Origin of the sequence: Comamonas faecalis (assembly GCF_039538025.1) — a bacterium.
Taxonomy (GTDB): Bacteria; Pseudomonadota; Gammaproteobacteria; order Burkholderiales; family Burkholderiaceae_C; genus Comamonas_C; species Comamonas_C faecalis.
Genome location: NZ_BAABBP010000011.1, coordinates 65190 through 85259, shown reverse-complemented (window position 1 = coordinate 85259; position 20070 = coordinate 65190). Strand labels below are relative to the sequence as shown.

The window sequence follows — 20070 nt, the reverse complement described above, 5'->3', positions numbered from 1 at the left end:
CTCATTCCGAAGCCAGCGCCACCACGGGGTCGAGCCCGGCAGCCTTCTTGGCGGGGAGGTAGCCGAACACCAGGCCGGTGGCAAAGGCGCAGCCAAAGGCCAGCAGCACCGGCAGCACCGAGAACTGCACCGGCGTGCCCAGTGCGCCGATCACCGCCGCCACGCCCATGCCGCCGGCCACGCCGACGAGGCCGCCGAGCGCCGAGACGACCAGCGCCTCGATCAGGAACTGCTGCAGGATGTTGTGCATGCGCGCGCCGGTGGCCATGCGGATGCCAATCTCGCGCGTGCGCTCGGTCACGCTCACCAGCATGATGTTCATCACGCCGATGCCGCCCACGAGCAGCGAGATCGCGGCGATCGAGCCCAGCAGGATCGTCATGGTGTTCTGCGTCTCGGTCGCCGTCTCGATGATCGAGGCCATGTTGCGGATCTGAAAATCCACCGTACCGTGGCGCTCGGCCAGCAGCGACTCGACGGCCTGCTGCGTCTCGTCGATGCGCGCGGTGTCCTGCACCGCTACCGTGACGTTGCGCAGAAAGCGCTGGCCCGACAGGCGCAGCTGGCTGGTCGCATAGGGCACGAGAACCACGTCGTCCTGGTCCTGGCCCATGGGCGAGGCGCCGCGCGCCGACATCACGCCGACGACCTGGAAGATCAGGTTGTTGACCAGCACGAACTGCCCCACCGGCTCCTGGCCGTCCGGGAACAGCGCATTGGCCACGGTCTGGCCGAGCACGGCCACGGTGGCGTAGCTGGCCTCGTCGTCCTCGCTGAAGAAGCTGCCGCGCGCCACCGGCCACTGGCGCGCCAGCGGAAACTTGGCCGAGGTGCCGGTGGCGCTGCTCGAATAATCGGCGCCGCCGTGGCGCAGCGTCACCGTGCTGTTCTGCTCGGGAATGGCGGCGAGCACGTTGGCCACCTCCTTGTCGATGGCCTGCACGTCGGACAGCACCAGCGTGGCGGTACTGCTGAAGCCGCGCTGGTTGGGCGCGCCGGGGCGCACCAGCAGCAGGTTGGAGCCCATGGCGCCGATGCGGTCGATCACCGCCTGCTTGGCACCGTCGCCGATGGCCAGCATCGCGATGACCGAGGCCACGCCGATCACGATGCCCAGCAGCGTCAGGACGGAGCGGAACATGTTGGCGCGCAGCGCGCGCAGCGCGGTCCGGGTGGCCTCCAGCACGTCGGCCAGCGCGCGCTCGCCCCGCCCCGCCACGGGCCGGGCAACGATGGCCGGCGCATCGGGCGGCTTGGGGCCGGGGTCGGAGACGATGCGCCCGTCGCTGATCTCGATGATGCGCCGCGCGTGGCGCGCCACCTCGGGCGCGTGGGTGATGAGGATGACCGTGTGGCCGCGCGCCGACAGCTCTTCGAGCAGGCGCATCACGTCTGCGCCGCTCTTGCTGTCGAGCGCGCCCGTCGGCTCGTCGGCCAGGATGACGTTGCCGCCATTCATCAGCGCGCGGGCAATCGACACGCGCTGCTGCTGCCCGCCCGAGAGCTGGTTGGGCCGGTGGTGGGTGCGCTCGCCCAGGCCGAGCGATTCCAGCAGCTCCAGCGCCCGCGCGTGGCGCTCGGCCGGCGGCATGCCGGCGTAGATGGCGGGCACCTCGACGTTGTCGGCCGCGGTGCCGGTGGCGATCAGGTGGTAGCTCTGGAACACGAAGCCGAAGTCCTCGCGCCGCAGCGCCGCCAGCTCGTCGCTGCCCAGGGCCGACACGTCGCGCCCCATGAAGCGGTAGCTGCCGGTGGTGGGCCGGTCCAGGCAGCCCAGGATGTTCATCAGCGTCGACTTGCCCGAGCCGGACGCGCCCATGATGGCCACCAGCTCGCCGGGGTAGATGGCCAGGTCGATGCCGTGCAGCACCTGCACGGCCAGCTCACCCTCGCCATAGGTCTTGGTGACGCCCTGCAGCTCGATCAGCGGCGTGGCGCCCGGCACCGGGCTCATCGGCGGCCTCCGCCCGGCGGCATGCCGCCCATGCCGCCCAGCCCTGGCCCCTGCTGCGCGGACGTGCGCCGCGGCGCGGCCTCGGCCTGCTTGGTGCCGACGACGACGCGCTCGCCCTCCTGCAGGCCCGAGAGGATTTGCGCCTGCACGCGGTTGCTCACGCCCACCGTGACCTCGCGCTCGGCAACGCCGCCCGCATCGAGCGCGACCTTGACCGTGGCCGGGCGGGGCTGGTCGGCCGCCTGCTGGGCGCCGCCCCCGTTCGGGCCACGCATGCCGCGCTGGCGCGCCTCGCCGCGCGGCGCCCCTGCCCGTTCACCGCGTGCTTCACCCCGTGCTTCGCCCTGCGCCTGGCCACGCGGCGCGCCCTGCCCTTGTGCTTCGGCCGGCCGGCCATCGCCGCGCTGCGGGCCCGGGCGCTGCAGGCTCACCGCCGCCATCGGCACCACCAGCGCATCGCGCGCCTGGGCGACGATGAAGAACACCTGCGCGGTCATCTGCGACATCAGCCGCTGGCCCGGGTTTTCCACGTCGAACAGCGCGTTGTAGAGCACCACGTTGTTGGTGACGGTCGGCGTCGGCTCTATCTTGCGCAGCGTGCCGTACCAGCGCCGCCCCTGGCTGCCCAGCGTCGTGAAATAGGCCTGCATTCCGGGCCGCAGCCGGCTGACGTCAGCCTCGGACACCTGGGTCTGCACCGTCATCGTCGACAGGTCGGCCACGCGCAGGATGATGGGCGCGGCCTGGTTGGTGTTGAGCGTCTGCCCCTGCTTGGCCGTGATGCTGACCACCGTGCCCGCAATGGGCGCGTAGATCCGGGTGTATTTGAGGTTGGACTCCTCCACCCGCATGGTGGCCTGCAATTGCTCGATCTGCGCCTTCTGCGTATTGATCTGCGCCCGCGTGGCGGCCACCGTGGTTTCGGCGTTCTGCACCAGCTCCTCGGTGGTCGCGTCCTCCTTCCACAGCCTGCGCAGGCGCTGCAGGTCGCGCTCGGCCTTGTCCAGGTTGATCCGGCTCTGGGCCAGCTGGGCGCGCTGGGCCCGCAGGCTGGCGCGGCTGGCATCAACGCGCGCCTGCGACTGCTCGGCGTCGATTTCCGCCAGCAGCTGGCCTTCGGTCACCTCGCTGCCCACCTCGACGTGCAGCTTCTTCAGCTGGCCGGACACCTGCGCCCCCACGTCCACATAATCGCGCGGCTGCAGCAGGCCGGTGGCGCTGACCAGATCCTCGAAATCGGTGTGTTGCGCGGTCGCAAAGACATAGTCCGGCCCCCGTGACCGCGCATCGCTCCAATGCTTCCACGCCCAGCCGCCCGCGGCGACCACGGCCAGCAGCGCTGCAACGGAGATCACCATGCGGCGTGCGCGCCGCGGCGGATGCTGGAGAAGTTGGGCAGCGTTGGTCATGAATCAGGCACAAAAAAGTCCCCAGACGCCGGGAACGAGTAATGGAATGTGAAGAGTGACCTGACCCGGTAACGTCAGCATGAACTTTTTGCAAAGTTTGCGTGAAGCGCTGGACACGCCCAACGGCGGGCCACCCCGCCCAGCCCCGGACACGGGCCAAGGCTGCATACTCCACGGCACTCCACGACACATGGGGAGCCGTAGCGGGCCTGTGCCGCCTGCCCAACCCCATCGCTCACAGAGCGCCCAGGCCTTGCCCGGGCCGCTCCCTTCTTGATTCACAAACCGCACGACGCAATGAAACTCGCCACCTGGAACATCAACTCGCTCAAAGTACGCCTGCCCCAGGTTCTCGCCTGGCTGCAGGACAACCCGGTCGACGCGCTGGGTCTGCAGGAGCTCAAGCTCACCGACGACAAATTCCCGCACGAGGCGTTCAGCGAAGCGGGCTACCACAGCAGCTGCTTTGGCCAGAAGACCTACAACGGCGTGGCGCTGATCACGCGTGCGCCGGCCGCCGACGTGGTGCGCAACCTGCCGGAGCTCGACGACGAGCAGGCGCGCGTGATCAGCGCCACGCTGGACACGCCCCAGGGGCCGCTGCGCCTGGTCAACGCCTATTTCGTGAACGGCCAGGAGCCGGGCAGCGAGAAATTTGCCTACAAGATGCGCTGGCTGGCCGCGCTGCACGACTGGATAAAAGAGCAGCTGCGCCAGCACCCGTGCCTGGTGCTGATGGGCGACTTCAACGTCACGCCCGAGGACCGCGACTCCTGGGACCCGGTGGGCCTGAAGGACACCATCCACCATACGGTGCAGGAGCGCACACATTTCCAGCAGTTGCTGGCGCTGGGCCTGCACGACGCCTACCGCCTGTTCGAGCAGCCCGAGAAAAGCTTTTCATGGTGGGACTATCGGCAGCTGGGCTTCCAGAAAAACCGCGGCCTGCGCATCGACCACATCCTGGTCAGCGACGCGCTGCACGCCCAGGTGACGGCCTGCACCATCGACCGCGCACCGCGCAAAAATCCCCAGCCCAGCGACCACGCGCCGGTGGTGGTGTCGCTGCAGGGGTGAGCCGCTGCGCATCAAGTCACTCGCCACCCACGAATGAGTGGCGAGTGCGGGGGCCCCGCAAAGCGGCCCTACCTGGGGTTCTTGCTCTCCACGATGGAGAAGTGCTCGACGTGAGGCGGCTCGGCGAAGTACGGGCCGATGATGGCTCTCCACTCCGCAAACGCCGGAGACTGGCGAAAACCGATGGTGTGGGCGTCGAGGCTTTCCCAGTGCACCGTCAGAATGTATCGGCCTTGGGTCTCTATGCACGACAGAATGCTGTGGCCAAGGTAGCCCGTGGCCTTCGACAGCACCGCGTCGGCCGCCTTCTTCAGAGTCTGGCCAAATTCCTCGTGCCTGGCCGGCTCCACCTTGAAATCTGCAATTTCAACAATCATTGGACTCTCCTGAATGTGCCTGGCGCGCCACTCGAACTCCGAGGCGGGCGCCAGCCACGTGATGGTCATCTCTGCTCTTTGGCTCAACGCGCTTCAACGCGCTACCGGGGCTTCTCTCACTCCTGCAGCGGCAGGCGCATCAGCACGTGGGGAATGCCTGCCTCCTCGAACACCGCACCCTCGGCGGCAAAGCCGGCGCGGCGGTAGAACGGCTCGGCGCTGCACTGCGCGTGCAGCTGTACCTCCTGGTCGCCGCGCTCACGCGCGGCCTGCACCAGTGCATCCAGCAGCTGCGCGCCCCAGCGCTGGCCACGCACGCCGCGGTCGACCGCCATGCGACCGATGCGCGCTGCGCCGTCCTGCGTCGCCAACAGGCGGCCCGTTGCCACGGCGTGGCCCAGGCGGTTGTAGGCCACCGCGTGCACCGCGACCGGATCTTCGTCGTCCAGCTCGATCTCGGGCGCAATGCCCTGCTCGTCGACGAACACCGCCATGCGCAACGCGGTGGCGTCGCGCCCCAGCGCCTGCCAGTCGCCCACATGCACCTCGGCCATCTCGCCGCCGGCCTCGAAGTGCTCGATGATGGCGCGCAGCGCCGCCGGCACGTCGCGCTTGGTCTGCGTGGCCGGGTCGGCAAACACGTAGACCAGCTCGATCGAGACCAGCAGGCGGTCGCCGCAGAACACGGCAACGTCGAACACCATCGAGCTGGCGCCTATGCGCGTGCAACGGATGCCCACGTCCAGCAGGTCGTCCAGGCGCGCGCTGGCGTGGTATTCGACGCCGGCCTTCTTCAGGTAGACCTCGCCGCCCAGCGCGGCCATCGTCGCGTCGTAGGGCAGCGCCAGGCTGCGCCAGTATTCGGTGACCGCGCAGTCGGCGTAGGTCAGGTAATGGGCGTTGAAGACGATCTTCTGTGCGTCGGCCTCCGACCAGCGCACGCGCAGGCGGTGGATGCAGCGGTAGTCCTTGCGTTGCATGGCGGGGGAACCTTTCAACCTAGAAGCGGCAGTTGGACACGCCCGCCAGTGCCGTGATCGGCGTGCCAGGCAAGGCGTGACGACGCAGCGGGCTCCTGCCCGCAAGGAGGAGCAACGCCGCGTGGCGCGTCGAGCGCGGCACTGGCGGGCGTGTAGCGCGTTCACCCTCCAGGTGAACTCCAACGAAGCAGCAAATGTCAGTATTCATGTGGCTCTCGCGAAGATGGCAAGGGGTCAACTGCCGTTTCTAGGTTCAAAGTGCAAAAGCGACGCGCAGCGCGGCGGCCGCGTCGTGGTGGGCCTGGCGCGCCTGGGCAATCGCGCGGCCCATCTTGATGAATTCGTGCGTCACGCCGCGGTAGATCTCCAGGTCCACCGGCACGCCCGCCATGCGCAGGCGGTCGCCATAGGCCACGCCCTCGTCGACCAGCGGGTCGCACTCGGCCAGGCCCAGCCACGCCGGGGCCGCGCCTTCCAGGTCGTCCGCCAGCAGCGGCGCAAAGCGCCAGTCCTCGCGCTGTGCATGGTCGGGAATGTATTGGGCAAACATCCAGTCGATTGCTGCCTTGTCCAGCACCGGGCCATTGGCGTAGCGCGCATGCGATTCGGTGTCCTGGTGCGCGGTCGTGCCCGGGTAGAACAGCAACTGCAGGCGCAGCGCCAGCGCCGCGTCGCGCGCCTGCAGGGCGCAGGCCGCGGCCAGCGTGCCGCCGGCGCTGTCGCCGCCGACGGCCAGGCGCGTGGCGTCCAGCTGCAGTTGCGCCTTGCCGTGTGCGGCCAGCCACTGCAGTGCGTCCCAGGCGTCGTCGTGCGCGGTCGGAAAACGGTGCTCGGGCGCCAGGCGGTAGTCCAGCGCCACGACGGCGCAGTCCGACAGGCGCGCCAGCTCGCGGCACAGGATGTCGTGCGTGGCGATCGAGCCGACGGTAAAGCCGCCGCCATGCAGGTACAGCAGCGCGGGCAGGCCCGGCTGCGTGCCGGGTGCGTACAGGCGGGCACGCAGCGCGGCGCCGTCGCGCACCGTAATGGTGAAGTCCTGCACCCGCGCAAGCTCTGCGCGCGGCACTTCCAGCATGCCGGCGCCGGCCTCGTAGGCGGCGCGCGCCTGCGCCGGCGTCAGGGTGTGCAGCGGCGCGCGCGCGGCGCGCGCCATGCGCGTGACGACGCTGCGCATGGTGGGCGTGAGCTCGTCCAGGATGTCCTCGTCCGGCAGATGCAGTTGGGTCATCGCGGCACGCCCGTCAGGAAGCGGCTACCGGCGCGGCCGGAGCCGGGCCCTGCAGCGCGCGCACCGGCACGGCCAGCTGCAGCTCCTTCTCGGCCAGCAGGTCGAGCAGGTCGAAGTGGATTTGCTGCTGCACGTCGCGAAACACCGCGTAGCTGGGCGCCAGCACGTAGTACACGCACTCGAAGGCCATCCAGCCGTCACCAAAGCCGGTCAGGTGAAAGCGGTCGAAGCGCACCTTGTCGATGGCACGCAGCAACGGCGGCACGCTGTGCACGAAGTGCTCGATGCGCGGGCGCGAGGGGTCGATGGCCAGGCGCAGCTCGAACGCGATGCGCCGCTCGGTCATGCGGCTGTAGTTGTGCACCGTCTGCTGCAGCAGCTGGGCGTTGGCAATCGCCAGCTCCTCGCCCGACAGCGACTGGATGCGCGTGCTCTTGATGCCCACGCGCACCACCGTGCCCGACTCGCTGCCAAAGCCGATGTAGTCGCCCACCTCGAAGGGTTTGTCCAGGCCGATGCTGATCGAGGCGAACAGGTCGCCGAGCACGTTCTGCGCGGCCAGCGCCACGGCCACGCCGCCCACGCCCAGGCTGGCGATGAAGGCGTTGACGTTGACCCCGGCATTGGCCAGCACTGCCAGCAGCAGCATGACCCAGATGGCCAGCTGCGCGCTCCACTTGATGACGCCGATCATCACGGGGTTGCGCACCGCGTCGCGCTCGACCGCGCGGCCCAGCAGCACGGCGACGAGGCGGTTGAGCCACAGCGCCACCTGCAGGCCGACGAGCACATGGGTCAACTGCTCCAGCGGGCGCTGCAGCGCCGGCTCGGGCGCCCACACGCGCAGCGCCACCACCACCGACAGCAGCAGCAACACCCAGCCGCGCGTGGCGCGCACCACCGCCGCCAACATCTGCAGCGCGCCGCCAGGGCTGGCTTGCGCCAGCCGGTGCAGGCGCGCGCCCAGCACGGCCAGCGCGCCATGCACGATGGCATAGCCGACAACACCCGCCCCCAGAGCCAACAGCCACGCCAGCAGCGCGTGGCCCCTCCATTGCACGTCCCACAGATCCAAAACAAACACTCCTGTCAAAAAAACCAATCCGCGCCAGCGCGGTTGCGCGCTGGCGTCGCCACTATCCGTTGTTTACTGGAAGTTCACCTGCACCGGCTTCGCCCCGGGCAGGCCGGCGTAGTCCACCGTGACGCTCAGGCCGGCGCGCGGGGGCATCAACGGCGAGAACGAGCCCAGGCTGACCAGGTCTCCCGGCTTGAGCGCCAATTTTTCCTGCGCCAGCGCCTGCGCGATCCAGCTGACCGCGTTCAGCGGATGCTCCAGGATGTCGCTGCCCTGCCCCACCGACAGCACCTTGCCCTGGCCGTCGCGCACCTGCACCTGCATGCGCGCCAGCGCTTCGAGCTGCTGCTGGCGCTCGCCTCGCGTGCGAGCCACGGCAATCGGCGTGCCGGCCACGCCCAGGCGCGCGCCGACGTTGATCGCCGCCACGCCGGCGCCGTTGAGCTTGGGCGGCGCCTGCACGACCAGGTCGGGCAGCTCGATGAACGGGATGATCTGGTCGATGTGCTGCATCACCTCCCAGGGCGTGCGCGCCTGGTTGATGCCCGCGTCCTTGACGCGCACCAGCATGTCGGCCTCGAACAGCGGACGCGCGCCGAACGCTGCCGTCGTGGTGAAGCCGCTGGGCTGAACCATGCCCTCGTAGAGCACGCCCCAGACCGGCGCATTGGTATTGAAACGCTTTTGCACCGCCGGGTTGGTGAGGCCCGCCTTGTAGCCCGCCACCTTGCCCAGCTGGCGCGCCAGCAGCGCGTTGAGCTTGGCGCGGGTGCAGGCGGCATCGGCGTCGCTGAGCGTCTCGAAGTTGGGCGCCGGCGTCTTGGCCGCGTAGTGGCTGGCCAAAGCGGCCACCTGGGCGTCGTCCAGGCAGGCGGCGCCGGCCGCGGCGCTGGCAGCCAGCGCCAGCGTGGTCAATGCAAAGCGAATCTTCATGCGGGTCTCCTCGGGTTGTCATGGGTAGATTGTTGTATTGGCGATTCAGCGCGCCGCAGCCCTTCATTCCATTTTCAAATCAAACGGTTACTTTGTCGGCTTCGCTTGCCGTGCTACAGCACTGCCTGCGCTGCGCCTTCGCGTACCCGATTGATTGAAAAATGGAATCAGTCATCGTCGGGCTGGGCGCTCCAGTCGATCGGGTCCTGTTGCAGCACCATGTCGATGTCCAGGCCCAGCGCAACGCCGACCTCGCCCGGAAAGTTGGCCACCATCTCGCGGTCGCCCATGGCCGCCTCGCGCGCACGGGCGCGCCATGCGGCCAGGTGCAGCACGCCGGCCAGCGGCTCGTAGACATTGTTGGCAAATGGCGCGCTGTGGTAGCGCAGCGCGTCGATGATGGTCTGCGGCAAGTCCCACTGCCGCGCCAGGCCCGCGCTGACCTGGCCATAGCAAAACCCCAGCAGCCGCAGCTCCAGCTTGCCGCGGCGAATGTCCAGCGGGCCGGCCAGGTCGTTGATGTCGTGCATGCGCCGCGCGTCGAACAAATGCATGGCCAGCTCGCCCAGGCCGTGCAGCAGCCCGGCCGTGTAGGCCAGGATCTGGTCGTGATGCACCAGCCCGGCCAGCGAGCGCGCCAGCTTGGCGGTATTGAGGCTGTAGCGCCAGAACGCCTGCAGATTGACCCCGGGAACCGACCCCGACGTGGTGCCCAGCACCACCTGGCCCGCCAGCGCGGGCAGCTGGCGCGTATCGACCAGCACCAGCGCCTGCGCAATGCCGCCCACCTGGCCCTGCAGGCCATAGGCCGGACCATTGGCCTGCTGCAGCAGCTGCGCGGCCAGCGCCGGGTCGCTGCCGACGATCTGGTTGAGGCGGCGCAGGCTGGGCTGCGCCTGTGCCAGCGCACTCTTGAGCAGGGCAACTGCGCGCGGCTGGCTGGGCAACACCACCGGCTGACGCAGCAGGGCATGGATATCCATGGGTCAACGCTTCATGATCGGACGATGGCGGGGATTATCCATACAGAAGCCGCCGCGCCTTCCAGCCATGCCGCCCAACACCGCAGGCAGCCTGCCAAGGCGACATGAGCCCCAAAGCTCCATGGCTCGCGCTTTGCCAAGCCGTTCGGTCAAGCGCGTCGCAAGCCATCGGCGAACCAGGGCTTCATCCGCTGCTCCGGCGCAGTGAGCATCAGAGCTTGCCGCGCACAAGGGCCCGATCCCGCGCGAATACATCTGGAGCCACGACGGCCCCGCGCAGCGCGAGGTGCCATAAAACGGCCAAAGTGCGTCAGCGTTTGCCCTGCAGCTTGGCAAACGCCGACGCCATGGCCGACTGCGGCGCGGGATCGCTCGCGCGGCGCTGCGGCTGGGCGTAGCCCCGTTCCGCGCGGCCCGCGCCCTCGAAGCGGTTCTCGCGCGGGCCATCGCGGCGCGCCGGGGCGGCGTCGAGCTTCATCGTCAGGCTGATGCGTTTGCGCGCGGCATCCACCTCCAACACCTTGACCTTGACGACCTGCCCGGTCTTGACCACCTCGCGCGCGTCCTGGACGAATTTGTGGCTGAGCTGGCTGACGTGCACCAGGCCGTCCTGGTGCACGCCCAGGTCGACAAAGGCGCCGAACTGCGCGACGTTGCTCACCGTCCCCTCCAGAAGCATGCCTTCCTTCAGATCCGAGATCGCCTCGACGCCCTCGTTGAAGCGCGCCACCTTGAAATCCGGGCGCGGGTCGCGGCCGGGTTTTTCCAGCTCGCCCAGGATGTCCTGGACCGTGATCGCGCCAAACCGGTCGCTGGCGAACTGCTCGGGCTTGAGCGTCTTGAGCACTTCGGCGCGGCCCATCAGCTCGTGCACCGGCTTGCCGGTGCGGACGATGATTTGCTCGACCACCGGGTAGGTCTCGGGGTGCACGCCGGTCATGTCCAGCGGGTTGCTGCCGCCGCGGATGCGCAAAAAGCCTGCCGCCTGCTCGAAGGTCTTGGGCCCCAGGCCCGTGACGTCCAGCAGTTGCTGGCGCGTGGTGAACGCGCCGTGCTGCTCGCGCCAGCGCACCACCGACCGTGCCACGCTGGGCGAGAGCCCGGCCACACGCGCCAGCAGCGGGCTGCTGGCGGTGTTCAGGTCCACGCCCACGCTGTTGACGCAGTCCTCGACGACCGCGTCCAGCGTGCGCGCCAGCTCGCTCTGGTTCACGTCGTGCTGGTATTGGCCCACGCCAATGCTCTTGGGCTCGATCTTGACCAGCTCGGCCAACGGATCCTGCAGACGCCGCGCAATGCTGGCCGCGCCGCGCAGGCTCACGTCCACGTCGGGCAGCTCCTGCGATGCGTACTCGCTGGCGCTGTAGACCGAGGCACCCGCCTCGCTGACGACCACCTTCTCCAGCGTCCGCCCTGCCTTGGCGGCCAGCCCGATCAGGTCGGCGGCCAGTTTGTCGGTCTCGCGGCTGGCCGTGCCGTTGCCGATGGCCACCAGTTGCACGCCGTGCTGCTGCACCAGGCGCCCCAGCGTGTGCAGGCTGCCATCCCAGTCGCGGCGCGGCTCGTGCGGGTAGATGGTGGCGGTCTCCACCAGCTTGCCGGTGGCATCGACGACGGCCACCTTGACGCCGGTACGAATGCCCGGATCCAGCCCCATCACCGCCTTGGGGCCGGCGGGCGCGGCCAGCAGCAGGTCGCGCAGGTTGTCGGCAAACACCTTGATGGCAACTTTTTCCGCCTCCTCGCGCAGGCGCGAGAACAGGTCGCGCTCGGTCGACAGGCTGAGCTTGACGCGCCAGGTCCAGGCCACGCATTTGCGCAGCAGGTCGTCGCTCTTCCTGCCCGCATGGCTCCAGCCCAGGTGCAGGGCGATGCGGCCCTCGGCCAGGCTGGGGGTATCGCTCCTTCCCCCGCTGGGGGAGGGAGTCAATTCAGGCTGCACCAGCTTGGCCTCCAGAATCTCCAGCGCCCGGCCGCGAAACACCGCCAGCGCCCGGTGCGAGGGCACGCGGCCGATCGGCTCGTCATAGTCGAAATAGTCGCGGAACTTGGCGACCTCGGGGTCGTTCTCGTTCTTGCCGTCGACTTTCTTGGCCACCAGCAGTCCATCGCTCCACAGCCATTCGCGCATCGACTGCACCAGCACGGCGTCCTCGGCCCAGCGCTCGCTGAGGATGTCGCGCACGCCGTCAAGCACTGCGTGTGTGGTCGAAAAATCCGGGCCGGGCTTGCCATCGTCCAATACGGTGGCGGGCTGGCAGAAGGCCTGGGCTTCCTCATGGGGATCGAGCGTGGGGTCGGCCAGCAGCTTGTCGGCCAGCGGCTCGATGCCGAACTCGCGCGCGATTTGCCCCTTGGTGCGCCGCTTTTGCTTGAACGGCAGGTAGATGTCCTCCAGCTCCTGCTTGGTCGGCGCAGCCGCAATAGCGGCGCGCAGCAAGTCGGTCAGCTTGCCCTGCTCGTCAATCGCCTTGAGCACGGCGACGCGGCGGTCGGCCAGCTCGCGCAAATAGGACAGGCGCGCCTCGATCTCGCGCAGCTGCACGTCGTCCAGCCCGCCGGTGGCCTCCTTGCGATAGCGCGCAATGAAGGGCACGGTGGCGCCGCCATCGAGCAGTTCCACGGCGGCACGCACCTGGGTTTCGGTGACCTTGACTTCTTCTGCCAACTGGCGGGTGATTTCCTGCATGGACGTGATGAGACTGAAAGACGGAAAACCCGCGTCGGCAAGACTTGCACCGAGATGCGCGCCGCAGACCGGCGGGTGAAAACAAAGCCGCAAAGTTTGCCACAGCACCCCGCCAGACCCAGCTAGGGCCTGTTAACGCTATTTTTGGCGGTGCGAACATACTCAGAACGGCGTCAATCGAGACGTGCGACGCAGCCCAGACCGGGTGTCTGGGCAAGGAGCGCAACGAAGAGTGGCGCCGTTCTGAGTATGTTCCCTTCGGGTTGCGATCAAAAGGGCCATCGCCGGCGTTGCCAGCCTTGCCAAGGGTGGCACCTTGGCTGCGGCTGGCGCCTTGGCGAGTGGCCCTTTTGATCACAACGCATCCGTCAAAAATAGCGTTAACAGGCCCTAGGCCCGGGCATCCAGGCTGCGCGCGCAAGCCAAACGTTCTGCAAGCCTGAACAAACCCTTCGACGCCAGCCTGCCCCCGGGCAAACACCGAGATTTTTCACCACTGGCACGGCTACCCATTCGCCTTTGATGTGTATACATTTTTTGTATATACCGCAGAACACCCTTCCACCACCGAGCGTGCGCCGCCGCACACCCAAGGAGACAGCATGACGACCGCCGTCCATCCCGTTGACGAAAAAATGCCCTTGCTGCGTGTGACCACGCTGGGCCTGCAGCACGTACTGGTGATGTATGCCGGCGCCGTGGCCGTGCCGCTCATCGTCGGGCGGGCACTCAATCTGAACCCCGAGCAGGTGGCCCACCTGATCTCGGCCGACTTGTTCGTCTGCGGCCTGGTCACGCTGATTCAGGCCTGGGGCGCAACGCAGTGGTTTGGCATCAAGCTGCCGGTGATGATGGGCGTGACCTTTGCCGCCGTCGCGCCCATGGTGTCGATGGCGCAAACCACCGGGGGCGAGGCCGGCGCCGGGCTGATTTTCGGCTCGGTCATCGGCGCGGGCATCATCTCCATTCTGATCGCGCCCTTCATGAGCCGCATGTTGCGGTTTTTCCCGCCGGTGGTGACCGGCACCATCATTGCCGTCATCGGCATCAGCCTGATGCGCGTGGGCATCAACTGGATTTTCGGCAACCCCGTCGGCCCCACGGCGCCGTCGGTGCCCCACCCCGATCACCTCAAATGGCTGGCCGACGTCATGACCGTCGACGGGCCGGGCTCGGATCTGCGCCCCCTGCCCAAGGGTTTTGCCATTCTTCCCACCATTCCCAACCCCAAATACGCAGACCTGACCGGCGTCGGCATCTCGGCCGTCGTGCTGGCCACCATCTTGCTGATTGCACGCTTTGGCAAGGGCTTTTGGGCCAACATCTCGGTGCTGCTGGGCATTTTGGTGGGCGGCGTGATCACGGCCGCCATGGGCCTGATGGATTTCAGCAAGGTGGGCAAGGCACAGTGGGTGGACATCGTGCTGCCGTTTCAAATCGCCTATCCGGTGTTCGACCCGGTGCTGATTCTGACCATGTCGCTGATCATGGTGGTGGTGATGATCGAATCGGTCGGCATGTTTTTGGCGCTGGGCGACATGACCGACAAGGAGATCACGGCCGACGACCTCAAGCGCGGCCTGCGCACCGACGGCCTGGGCACGCTGCTGGGCGGCATCTTCAGCACCTTTCCCTATACCAGCTTCTCGCAAAACGTCGGCCTCGTGGCCGTCACCGGCATCAAGAGCCGCTGGGTGTGTGTGGCCGGCGGTTTCATCCTCATCATGCTGGGCCTGCTGCCCAAGATGGCGGCGCTGATCGAGTCGCTGCCCACCGTGGTGTTGGGCGGCGCCGGCCTGGTGATGTTCGGCATGGTGGCGGCCACCGGCATCCGCATCCTGTCCAACGTCGACTTTCACAGCAACCGCAACAACGCGATGATCGTCGCCGTCTCCATTGGCGTGGGCATGATTCCGCTGGTCGCACCCAACTTCCGCCAGTGGATGCCCCACGCCATCCATCCGCTGGTCGAGTCGGGCATTTTGCTGGCATCCATCTGCGCCGTGCTGCTCAACCTGTTCTTCAACGGCGCGCGCCACGACGTCAGCGCCCAGATCCAGGCCGCCCGCCAGGCGGAGGCCCACTGAAGCCGTGCACATTACTTGTCGCACTTACGGCATCTGTCACACACTTGCATTTGCACACCGATGAATGTCTGTGCCGCTTATGGCTCCGGCGCGCTTGCAGTAAGCTAGCAAGCGGCAATCCCAGCACCGAATTTTTCTTTCCTGCCATGACCCAAAAACTCTCTCCCGCGGAAGCCGCCTTGCGCGAGGCCGCGCTCGAATACCACCGCAGTCCCATCAAGGGCAAGATCTCGGTCACGCCGACCAAGCCTCTGTCCAGCCAGCGCGACCTGTCGCTGGCCTACTCGCCCGGCGTGGCCTACCCCTGCCTGGACATCCAGGCAGACCCGGTCAAGGCCTATGACTACACAGCGCGCGGCAACCTGGTCGGCGTCATCACCAACGGCACGGCCGTGCTGGGCCTGGGCGACATCGGCCCGCTGGCGGGCAAGCCGGTGATGGAGGGCAAGGGCTGTCTGTTCAAGAAGTTCGCCGGCGTCGACGTGTTCGACATCGAGCTGGCCGAGCGCGACCCGGACAAGATCATCGAGATCGTCGCCGCGCTGGAGCCCACGCTGGGCGGCATCAACCTGGAGGACATCAAGGCGCCCGAATGCTTCTACATCGAGCAGGAGCTGTCCAAACGCATGAACATCCCGGTGTTCCATGACGACCAGCACGGCACGGCCATCATCTCCAACGCCGCGCTGATCAACGCGCTGGAACTGGTGGGCAAGAAGATAGCCGACGTGAAGATCGCCGTCTCGGGCGCCGGCGCCGCGGCGATTGCCTGCGTCGACGTCATGGTCGGCCTGGGCGCACGGCGCGAGAACATCTTCATGGTCGACTCCAAGGGCGTGATCTACGAGGGCCGCCCCGGCGGCATGGACGCTTCCAAGGCGCGCTACGCGCAAAAAACCGACGCGCGCACGCTGGCCGACGCCGTCAACGGCGCCGACGTGTTCCTGGGCTGCTCGGCCCCCGGCGTGCTGACGGCCGAGATGGTCAAGACCATGGCGGACAAGCCCGTCATCCTGGCGCTGGCCAACCCCGAGCCGGAGATCCGCCCGGAGCTCGCCAAGGCGGTGCGCCCGGACTGCATCATGGCGACGGGTCGCTCGGACTACCCCAATCAGGTCAACAACGTCCTGTGCTTTCCCTACATCTTCCGCGGCGCGCTCGACTGCGGCGCGTCCAAGATCACCGAGGCGATGAAGCTCGCCTGCGTGCACCAGATCGCCGCGCTGGCCAAGGAAAATGTGAGCGAGGAAGTCGCCAACGCCTACGCCGGCCAGGAGCTGTCGTTTGGCCCCGACTACCTGATCCCGACGCCGTTCGACTCACGCCTGATCCTCAAAATTGCGCCGGCCGTGGCGCAGGCCGCTGCCGACTCCGGCGTCGCCACCCGCCCCATCGCCGACATGCAGGCCTACAAGGAGCAGCTCTCGCGCTTTGTCTACCAGACCGGCATGCTGATGCGCCCGGTGGTCAATGCCGCGCGCGCCCTGCCCGCCGAGCTCAAGCGCGTGGCCTACGCCGACGGCGAGGACGAGCGCGCTCTGCGTGCGGCGCAGTTCGCCATCGATGACGGCATCGCCCACCCCATTCTGATCGGCCGCCCCGCCGTCATCGCCGCGCGCATCGCCAAGGCGGGCCTGCGCATGCAGCCGGGCAAGGACGTGGAAATCTGCGACCCGGCGGACGACCCGCGCTTTCGCCAGTACTGGGAGACCTACCACGGCATGATGAAGCGCCACGGCGCGACGCCCGAGGTGGCCAAGGCCGCGGTGCGCCGCTCCAACACCATCATTGGCTCGCTGATGGTGCACCTGGGCGACGCCGACGCGCTGATCTGCGGCCTGGTCGGTTCATTCGAGACCCACCTCGAACGCATTCACAGCATCCTGGGCCACGCACCGGGCGTGCAGCAGTATTCGGCCGTCAACGCCCTTGTCACCGACAAAGGACCGCTGTTCATCACCGACACCTACGTCAATGAAAACCCGAGCGCCGAAGAACTGGCCGACATTGCCTGGCACGCGGTGCAAGAGGTGCAACGCTTTGGCCTGCCCGCGCGCGTGGCATTCCTGTCGCATTCCACGTTCGGATCGTCCAAGCGGGCAAGCGCCAGCAAGATGCGCCAAGCACGCGACATTTTCGTCGCGCGCCACCCCGACATCGAGTGCGACGGCGAACTGCATGGCGACGCGGCGCTGGAGCCCGCCATCCGCACGCGCTACCTGGGCGACTCGACGCTGATCGGCTCGGCCAACCTGCTGGTCTGCCCCAACATCGACGCGGCCAACATCCTCTACAACGTGCTCAAGCAGACGACGAGCGGCGGCGTCACCGTCGGCCCCATCCTGATGGGCGTGGGCGGCACGGCGCACATCCTCACGCCCGCCTCCACGGTGCGCCGCGTGGTCAACATGACCGCGTTGGCCGTGGTCAACGCCGCCGCGCTGCGCGCCCAGCAAGCCTGACCGGCAGGGCAGCACAGCAAAAAGCGCAGGCCGCCCCACCGGGGCGCCTGCGCTTTTGTATGCGTGACCGAGGCTGGCTTACTGTTTGATCGCCTCGATCTGCGCGACGATGCGCACGTTCTTGGGAAAGCCGAACTGCACACCGTAGTCCACGCCGAACTGCGTACGGTCGATGGTCGTCTCGAAATCGCCGCCGCACACCTCGCGCTTGAGCATGGGGCTGTCGTAGCAGGCAAACTGCTTGGCCGTGAACGTCGCCGGCTGGGTCTTGCCCTTGATCGTCAGCTGGCCGGCAACCGCCACCACCTTGTCGCCGTCGAACTGGAACTGATCGCCCACGAAGCTCGCCTTGGGAAACTGCTCGGCATCAAAAATGTCGGCGCTTTGCAAATGCTTCTCGAACGGCGGCGTGCCGGTGGTCAGCGAGGCGATGTCGAAATGGATCTCCACCTTGCCGGTCTTGGCCACCTTATCCAGCATCACCGTGCCTTCCTTGCGCTCGAAACGCCCGCGGTTGACCGAGGCGCCAAAGTGCCCGATCTCGAAGGTCGCAAACGTGTGCGTCGGGTCGATGGCGTAGGTACCCATCTCGGCATGGGCGGCACCGGCCACCACGGCGGCGGCTACGGCGGTCGTCAGAAGTTGCGCGATACGCATGGTTTTCTCCGTTGAAACAAATAAAAATGATTACAGCTTGCCCACACCGGTGAGTGCGAACTTGAACTTGACCTGCACGTCGTCGGCCACCATCGAGGTGTCGGCCCACTCGTTCTCGCCAATCTTGAACACCAGGCGCTTGATCACGAAGCTGCCCGTCGCGGTCGTCACGTCGCCCGCCTGGGTCAGCACGACCGGCAGCGTCAGAGGCTGCGACGCGCCCTTGATCGCCAGCGTGCCGTCCACCTCATACTTGCCCGCGTCCAGCTTGCGGATCGCGCTCGACTCAAAGCGCGCCTGCGGAAACTTGGCCACGTTGAACCAGACCGGCTTGGGCAGTTCGGCATCGGTCTCCTTCACGCCCAGCGTGGCGCTGCCGGTGTCGACGGTGAACGCCACCTTGCTCGCCTGCGGCTGCGCCGGATCAAATGCCAGCTCGGCGTCAAAGCGCGTGAACTGCCCCTGCACCGGCACGCCCATCTGCTTGCTGACGAACACGATCTCGCTGCTGGCCGGCATCAGCTTTTGCTGCGCCAGCGCCAGCGTGCCGGTCAGCAACCCGGCGCATGCCAGCACCGGAGCAACCCAAAAAGATGAACGCATCAGGAAAACTCCTCAAAAAAATCCAAAAACCGCCGCACCACGAATCAGCCGCGCCCCGGCAGCATGCGCGCCAGCAGCCCATCGCGGTCGAGCCACTGGTGCTTGAACACCGCCGCCAGGTGCAGCAGCACCAGCGCGCCCAGCGCATATGCGGCCACTGCATGCCAGGGCTTGATGGCGTCGGCCAGCGCCGGGCTGGCCGGCACGAAGTCGGGCAGCGGCAGCACGCCGAAATACACGATCTGCAAGCCCGCCGCCGAGCTGTAGGCCCACCCCACCAGCGGCACCACCAGGCACAGCAGGTACATCAGACCGTGCGTTGCATGGTGTGCCCAGTGCTGCCAGCGCGGCATGGCCGCTGCCATCGCCGCAGGCAGCGCGGGCGGGCGGTGCGTGAAGCGCCACAGCAGGCGCACCAGCGTCAGCGCCAGCACCGTCATGCCGGCCCATTTGTGCCAGTTGTACAGCTTCAGGCGCTGGGGGGAGAACGGCAGATCGACCATGTACCACCCCATGATGAACATGCCGATGATGGCCAGCGCCAGCAGCCAGTGCAAAACAATCGCCGGCAGGCCATAGCGCAATGCCGGTGGCGACGAAACAGCCATCGAAGACAACCTCTGAAGACGAATCAGGCGGGAATTCCACCTTGAAAAACGCCAGTCTAGGTGCCCGGACATCAATCAAATTTCAATTCGATTGTCGCGATAGTTCATATTTTTTGAAGAACCAATCCGCCAGCCACGATCGGAACACCGCATTGACTCATCTGGTTACAAAATGGGCGACAATCGTGGTCAGACATTTGCGCCAGCACCAGCGTGGCGCGTTTCTCCAGCACAACGGCCAATCATGAGCACACCAGAACACCCCATCGTCTTCGGCACCGAGGACATCCTGATCAGCCTGTGCAACTCGGTCACGCGCGTGCTGTCGGTCGCCACCCAAGGCACGGTGCAATATTCAGGCATGGTGCAACGCATCACCAAGACCTGCCTCAAGCCCGACATCGGCTGCTTCGTACTGTTCAATGGCGGTTTCTCCGGGCTGGTCATCATCAACTTCTCGGCCGACGCGGCCATGGAGATCTACCAGAACTACCTGGTGAGCATGGGCATGTCGCGCGGCGAGCTGGCCACCTCCTACACCAGCGACGAAGTCGCCAACGTCATGGGCGAGCTGATGAACCAGGTGGTCGGCGACTTCACCGGCAAGATCCGCCGCGAGCTGCACACCCACATCTCGCAGAACCAGCCCAAGATGATGACGCTCAACCAGCCGGTCGTGCTGAGCGTGGACGCCAACCTGGATCAGCCCGAGGCGCGCCGCGTGACCTTCTACACCGCAGGCAACAACCTGTTCTACCTGGAGTTGGCCGTCGATCGCACGCAGTTCATCAAGCTCGTCGACTTCGAGCCCCAGGCCGCCCCCGACCCCGACGCGCTGATGGCGCAGGTGGCCGGCACCCGAGGCGCAGACACGGCGCCTCCTGCCGGCGCGGACGGCGACACCGACGCCTTCTTGCGCTCGATGGGGTTTTGAGCCCCCCAGCC

The 20070-nt window shown here is 67.1% G+C and carries 16 protein-coding genes; 4 read left to right on the top strand and 12 right to left on the bottom strand.

Going from position 1 to position 20070, the window contains the following annotated elements; genetic code table 11:
- Position 1: 1 nt before the first annotated feature.
- Positions 2-1954, bottom strand: coding sequence for a MacB family efflux pump subunit (locus tag ABD767_RS08150; RefSeq protein WP_103045880.1), 1953 nt, complete (start codon positions 1952-1954; stop codon positions 2-4).
- Positions 1951-3363, bottom strand: coding sequence for an efflux RND transporter periplasmic adaptor subunit (locus ABD767_RS08145; protein ID WP_103045881.1), 1413 nt, complete (start codon positions 3361-3363; stop codon positions 1951-1953). The genes ABD767_RS08150 and ABD767_RS08145 overlap by 4 nt, the downstream gene beginning before the upstream one ends.
- Positions 3364-3660: 297 nt before the next feature.
- Here ABD767_RS08145 and xth point away from each other — a divergent pair, with 297 nt between their 5' ends.
- Positions 3661-4440 carry an exodeoxyribonuclease III gene (gene xth / locus ABD767_RS08140; protein ID WP_103045882.1) on the top strand — a complete coding sequence of 260 codons (780 nt, stop codon included), beginning with the start codon at positions 3661-3663 and terminating at the stop codon, positions 4438-4440.
- 68 nt (positions 4441-4508) lie between these two features.
- On the opposite strand, the gene ABD767_RS08135 is transcribed toward xth, so the two are convergent.
- The 7 genes from ABD767_RS08135 to ABD767_RS08105 all read right to left on the bottom strand — a co-directional run bounded on the left by ABD767_RS08135 (position 4509) and on the right by ABD767_RS08105 (position 12708).
- Complete coding sequence (locus tag ABD767_RS08135) at positions 4509-4886, bottom strand: antibiotic biosynthesis monooxygenase family protein (protein WP_344869167.1); 378 nt, start codon at positions 4884-4886, stop codon at positions 4509-4511.
- 47 nt (positions 4887-4933) lie between these two features.
- A complete protein-coding gene (locus tag ABD767_RS08130) occupies positions 4934-5797 on the bottom strand; it encodes a YbgC/FadM family acyl-CoA thioesterase (RefSeq protein WP_103045883.1) in 864 nt (287 codons plus the stop codon).
- A gap of 253 nt (positions 5798-6050) precedes the next feature.
- Positions 6051-7025, bottom strand: coding sequence for an alpha/beta hydrolase (locus tag ABD767_RS08125; protein WP_344869164.1), 975 nt, complete (start codon positions 7023-7025; stop codon positions 6051-6053).
- 13 nt (positions 7026-7038) lie between these two features.
- Complete coding sequence (locus ABD767_RS08120; RefSeq protein WP_103045884.1) at positions 7039-8100, bottom strand: mechanosensitive ion channel domain-containing protein; 1062 nt, start codon at positions 8098-8100, stop codon at positions 7039-7041.
- Positions 8101-8172: 72 nt separating this feature from the next.
- Entirely contained in the window at positions 8173-9036 is an 864-nt protein-coding gene (locus ABD767_RS08115) for a fumarylacetoacetate hydrolase (RefSeq protein ID WP_103045885.1), read from the bottom strand.
- 167 nt (positions 9037-9203) lie between these two features.
- A complete protein-coding gene (locus tag ABD767_RS08110; protein ID WP_344869160.1) occupies positions 9204-10019 on the bottom strand; it encodes an HDOD domain-containing protein in 816 nt (271 codons plus the stop codon).
- A 310-nt stretch (positions 10020-10329) separates the two neighbouring features.
- Positions 10330-12708 (bottom strand): Tex family protein, encoded by a 2379-nt coding sequence (locus tag ABD767_RS08105; protein ID WP_344869158.1) that lies wholly within the window; start codon positions 12706-12708, stop codon positions 10330-10332.
- A gap of 602 nt (positions 12709-13310) precedes the next feature.
- Between ABD767_RS08105 and ABD767_RS08100 the strand changes: the two genes are divergently transcribed.
- Together ABD767_RS08100 and ABD767_RS08095 are read left to right on the top strand one after the other, a co-directional pair.
- Positions 13311-14795: a solute carrier family 23 protein gene (locus ABD767_RS08100; RefSeq protein ID WP_103046484.1), complete on the top strand. Its 1485-nt coding sequence runs from the start codon at positions 13311-13313 to the stop codon at positions 14793-14795.
- Positions 14796-14941: 146 nt separating this feature from the next.
- A complete protein-coding gene (locus ABD767_RS08095; protein ID WP_103046479.1) occupies positions 14942-17257 on the top strand; it encodes a phosphate acyltransferase in 2316 nt (771 codons plus the stop codon).
- Positions 17258-17335: 78 nt separating this feature from the next.
- Here ABD767_RS08095 and ABD767_RS08090 read toward each other — a convergent pair whose 3' ends face one another.
- Genes ABD767_RS08090 through ABD767_RS08080 form a run of 3 tightly spaced genes read right to left on the bottom strand, consistent with a single transcriptional unit; the run spans position 17336 to position 19125 of the window.
- Positions 17336-17914 carry a YceI family protein gene (locus ABD767_RS08090; RefSeq protein ID WP_103046480.1) on the bottom strand — a complete coding sequence of 193 codons (579 nt, stop codon included), beginning with the start codon at positions 17912-17914 and terminating at the stop codon, positions 17336-17338.
- A 30-nt stretch (positions 17915-17944) separates the two neighbouring features.
- Positions 17945-18517 carry a YceI family protein gene (locus tag ABD767_RS08085; RefSeq protein WP_344869155.1) on the bottom strand — a complete coding sequence of 191 codons (573 nt, stop codon included), beginning with the start codon at positions 18515-18517 and terminating at the stop codon, positions 17945-17947.
- Positions 18518-18561: 44 nt separating this feature from the next.
- Positions 18562-19125, bottom strand: a complete 564-nt coding sequence (locus ABD767_RS08080; RefSeq protein WP_103046482.1) for a cytochrome b/b6 domain-containing protein — start codon at positions 19123-19125, stop codon at positions 18562-18564.
- Between the two features lie 244 nt (positions 19126-19369).
- On the opposite strand from ABD767_RS08080, the gene ABD767_RS08075 reads away from it, so the two are divergent.
- Positions 19370-20059, top strand: coding sequence for a DUF3334 family protein (locus tag ABD767_RS08075; RefSeq protein ID WP_103046483.1), 690 nt, complete (start codon positions 19370-19372; stop codon positions 20057-20059).
- Positions 20060-20070: the final 11 nt, after the last annotated feature.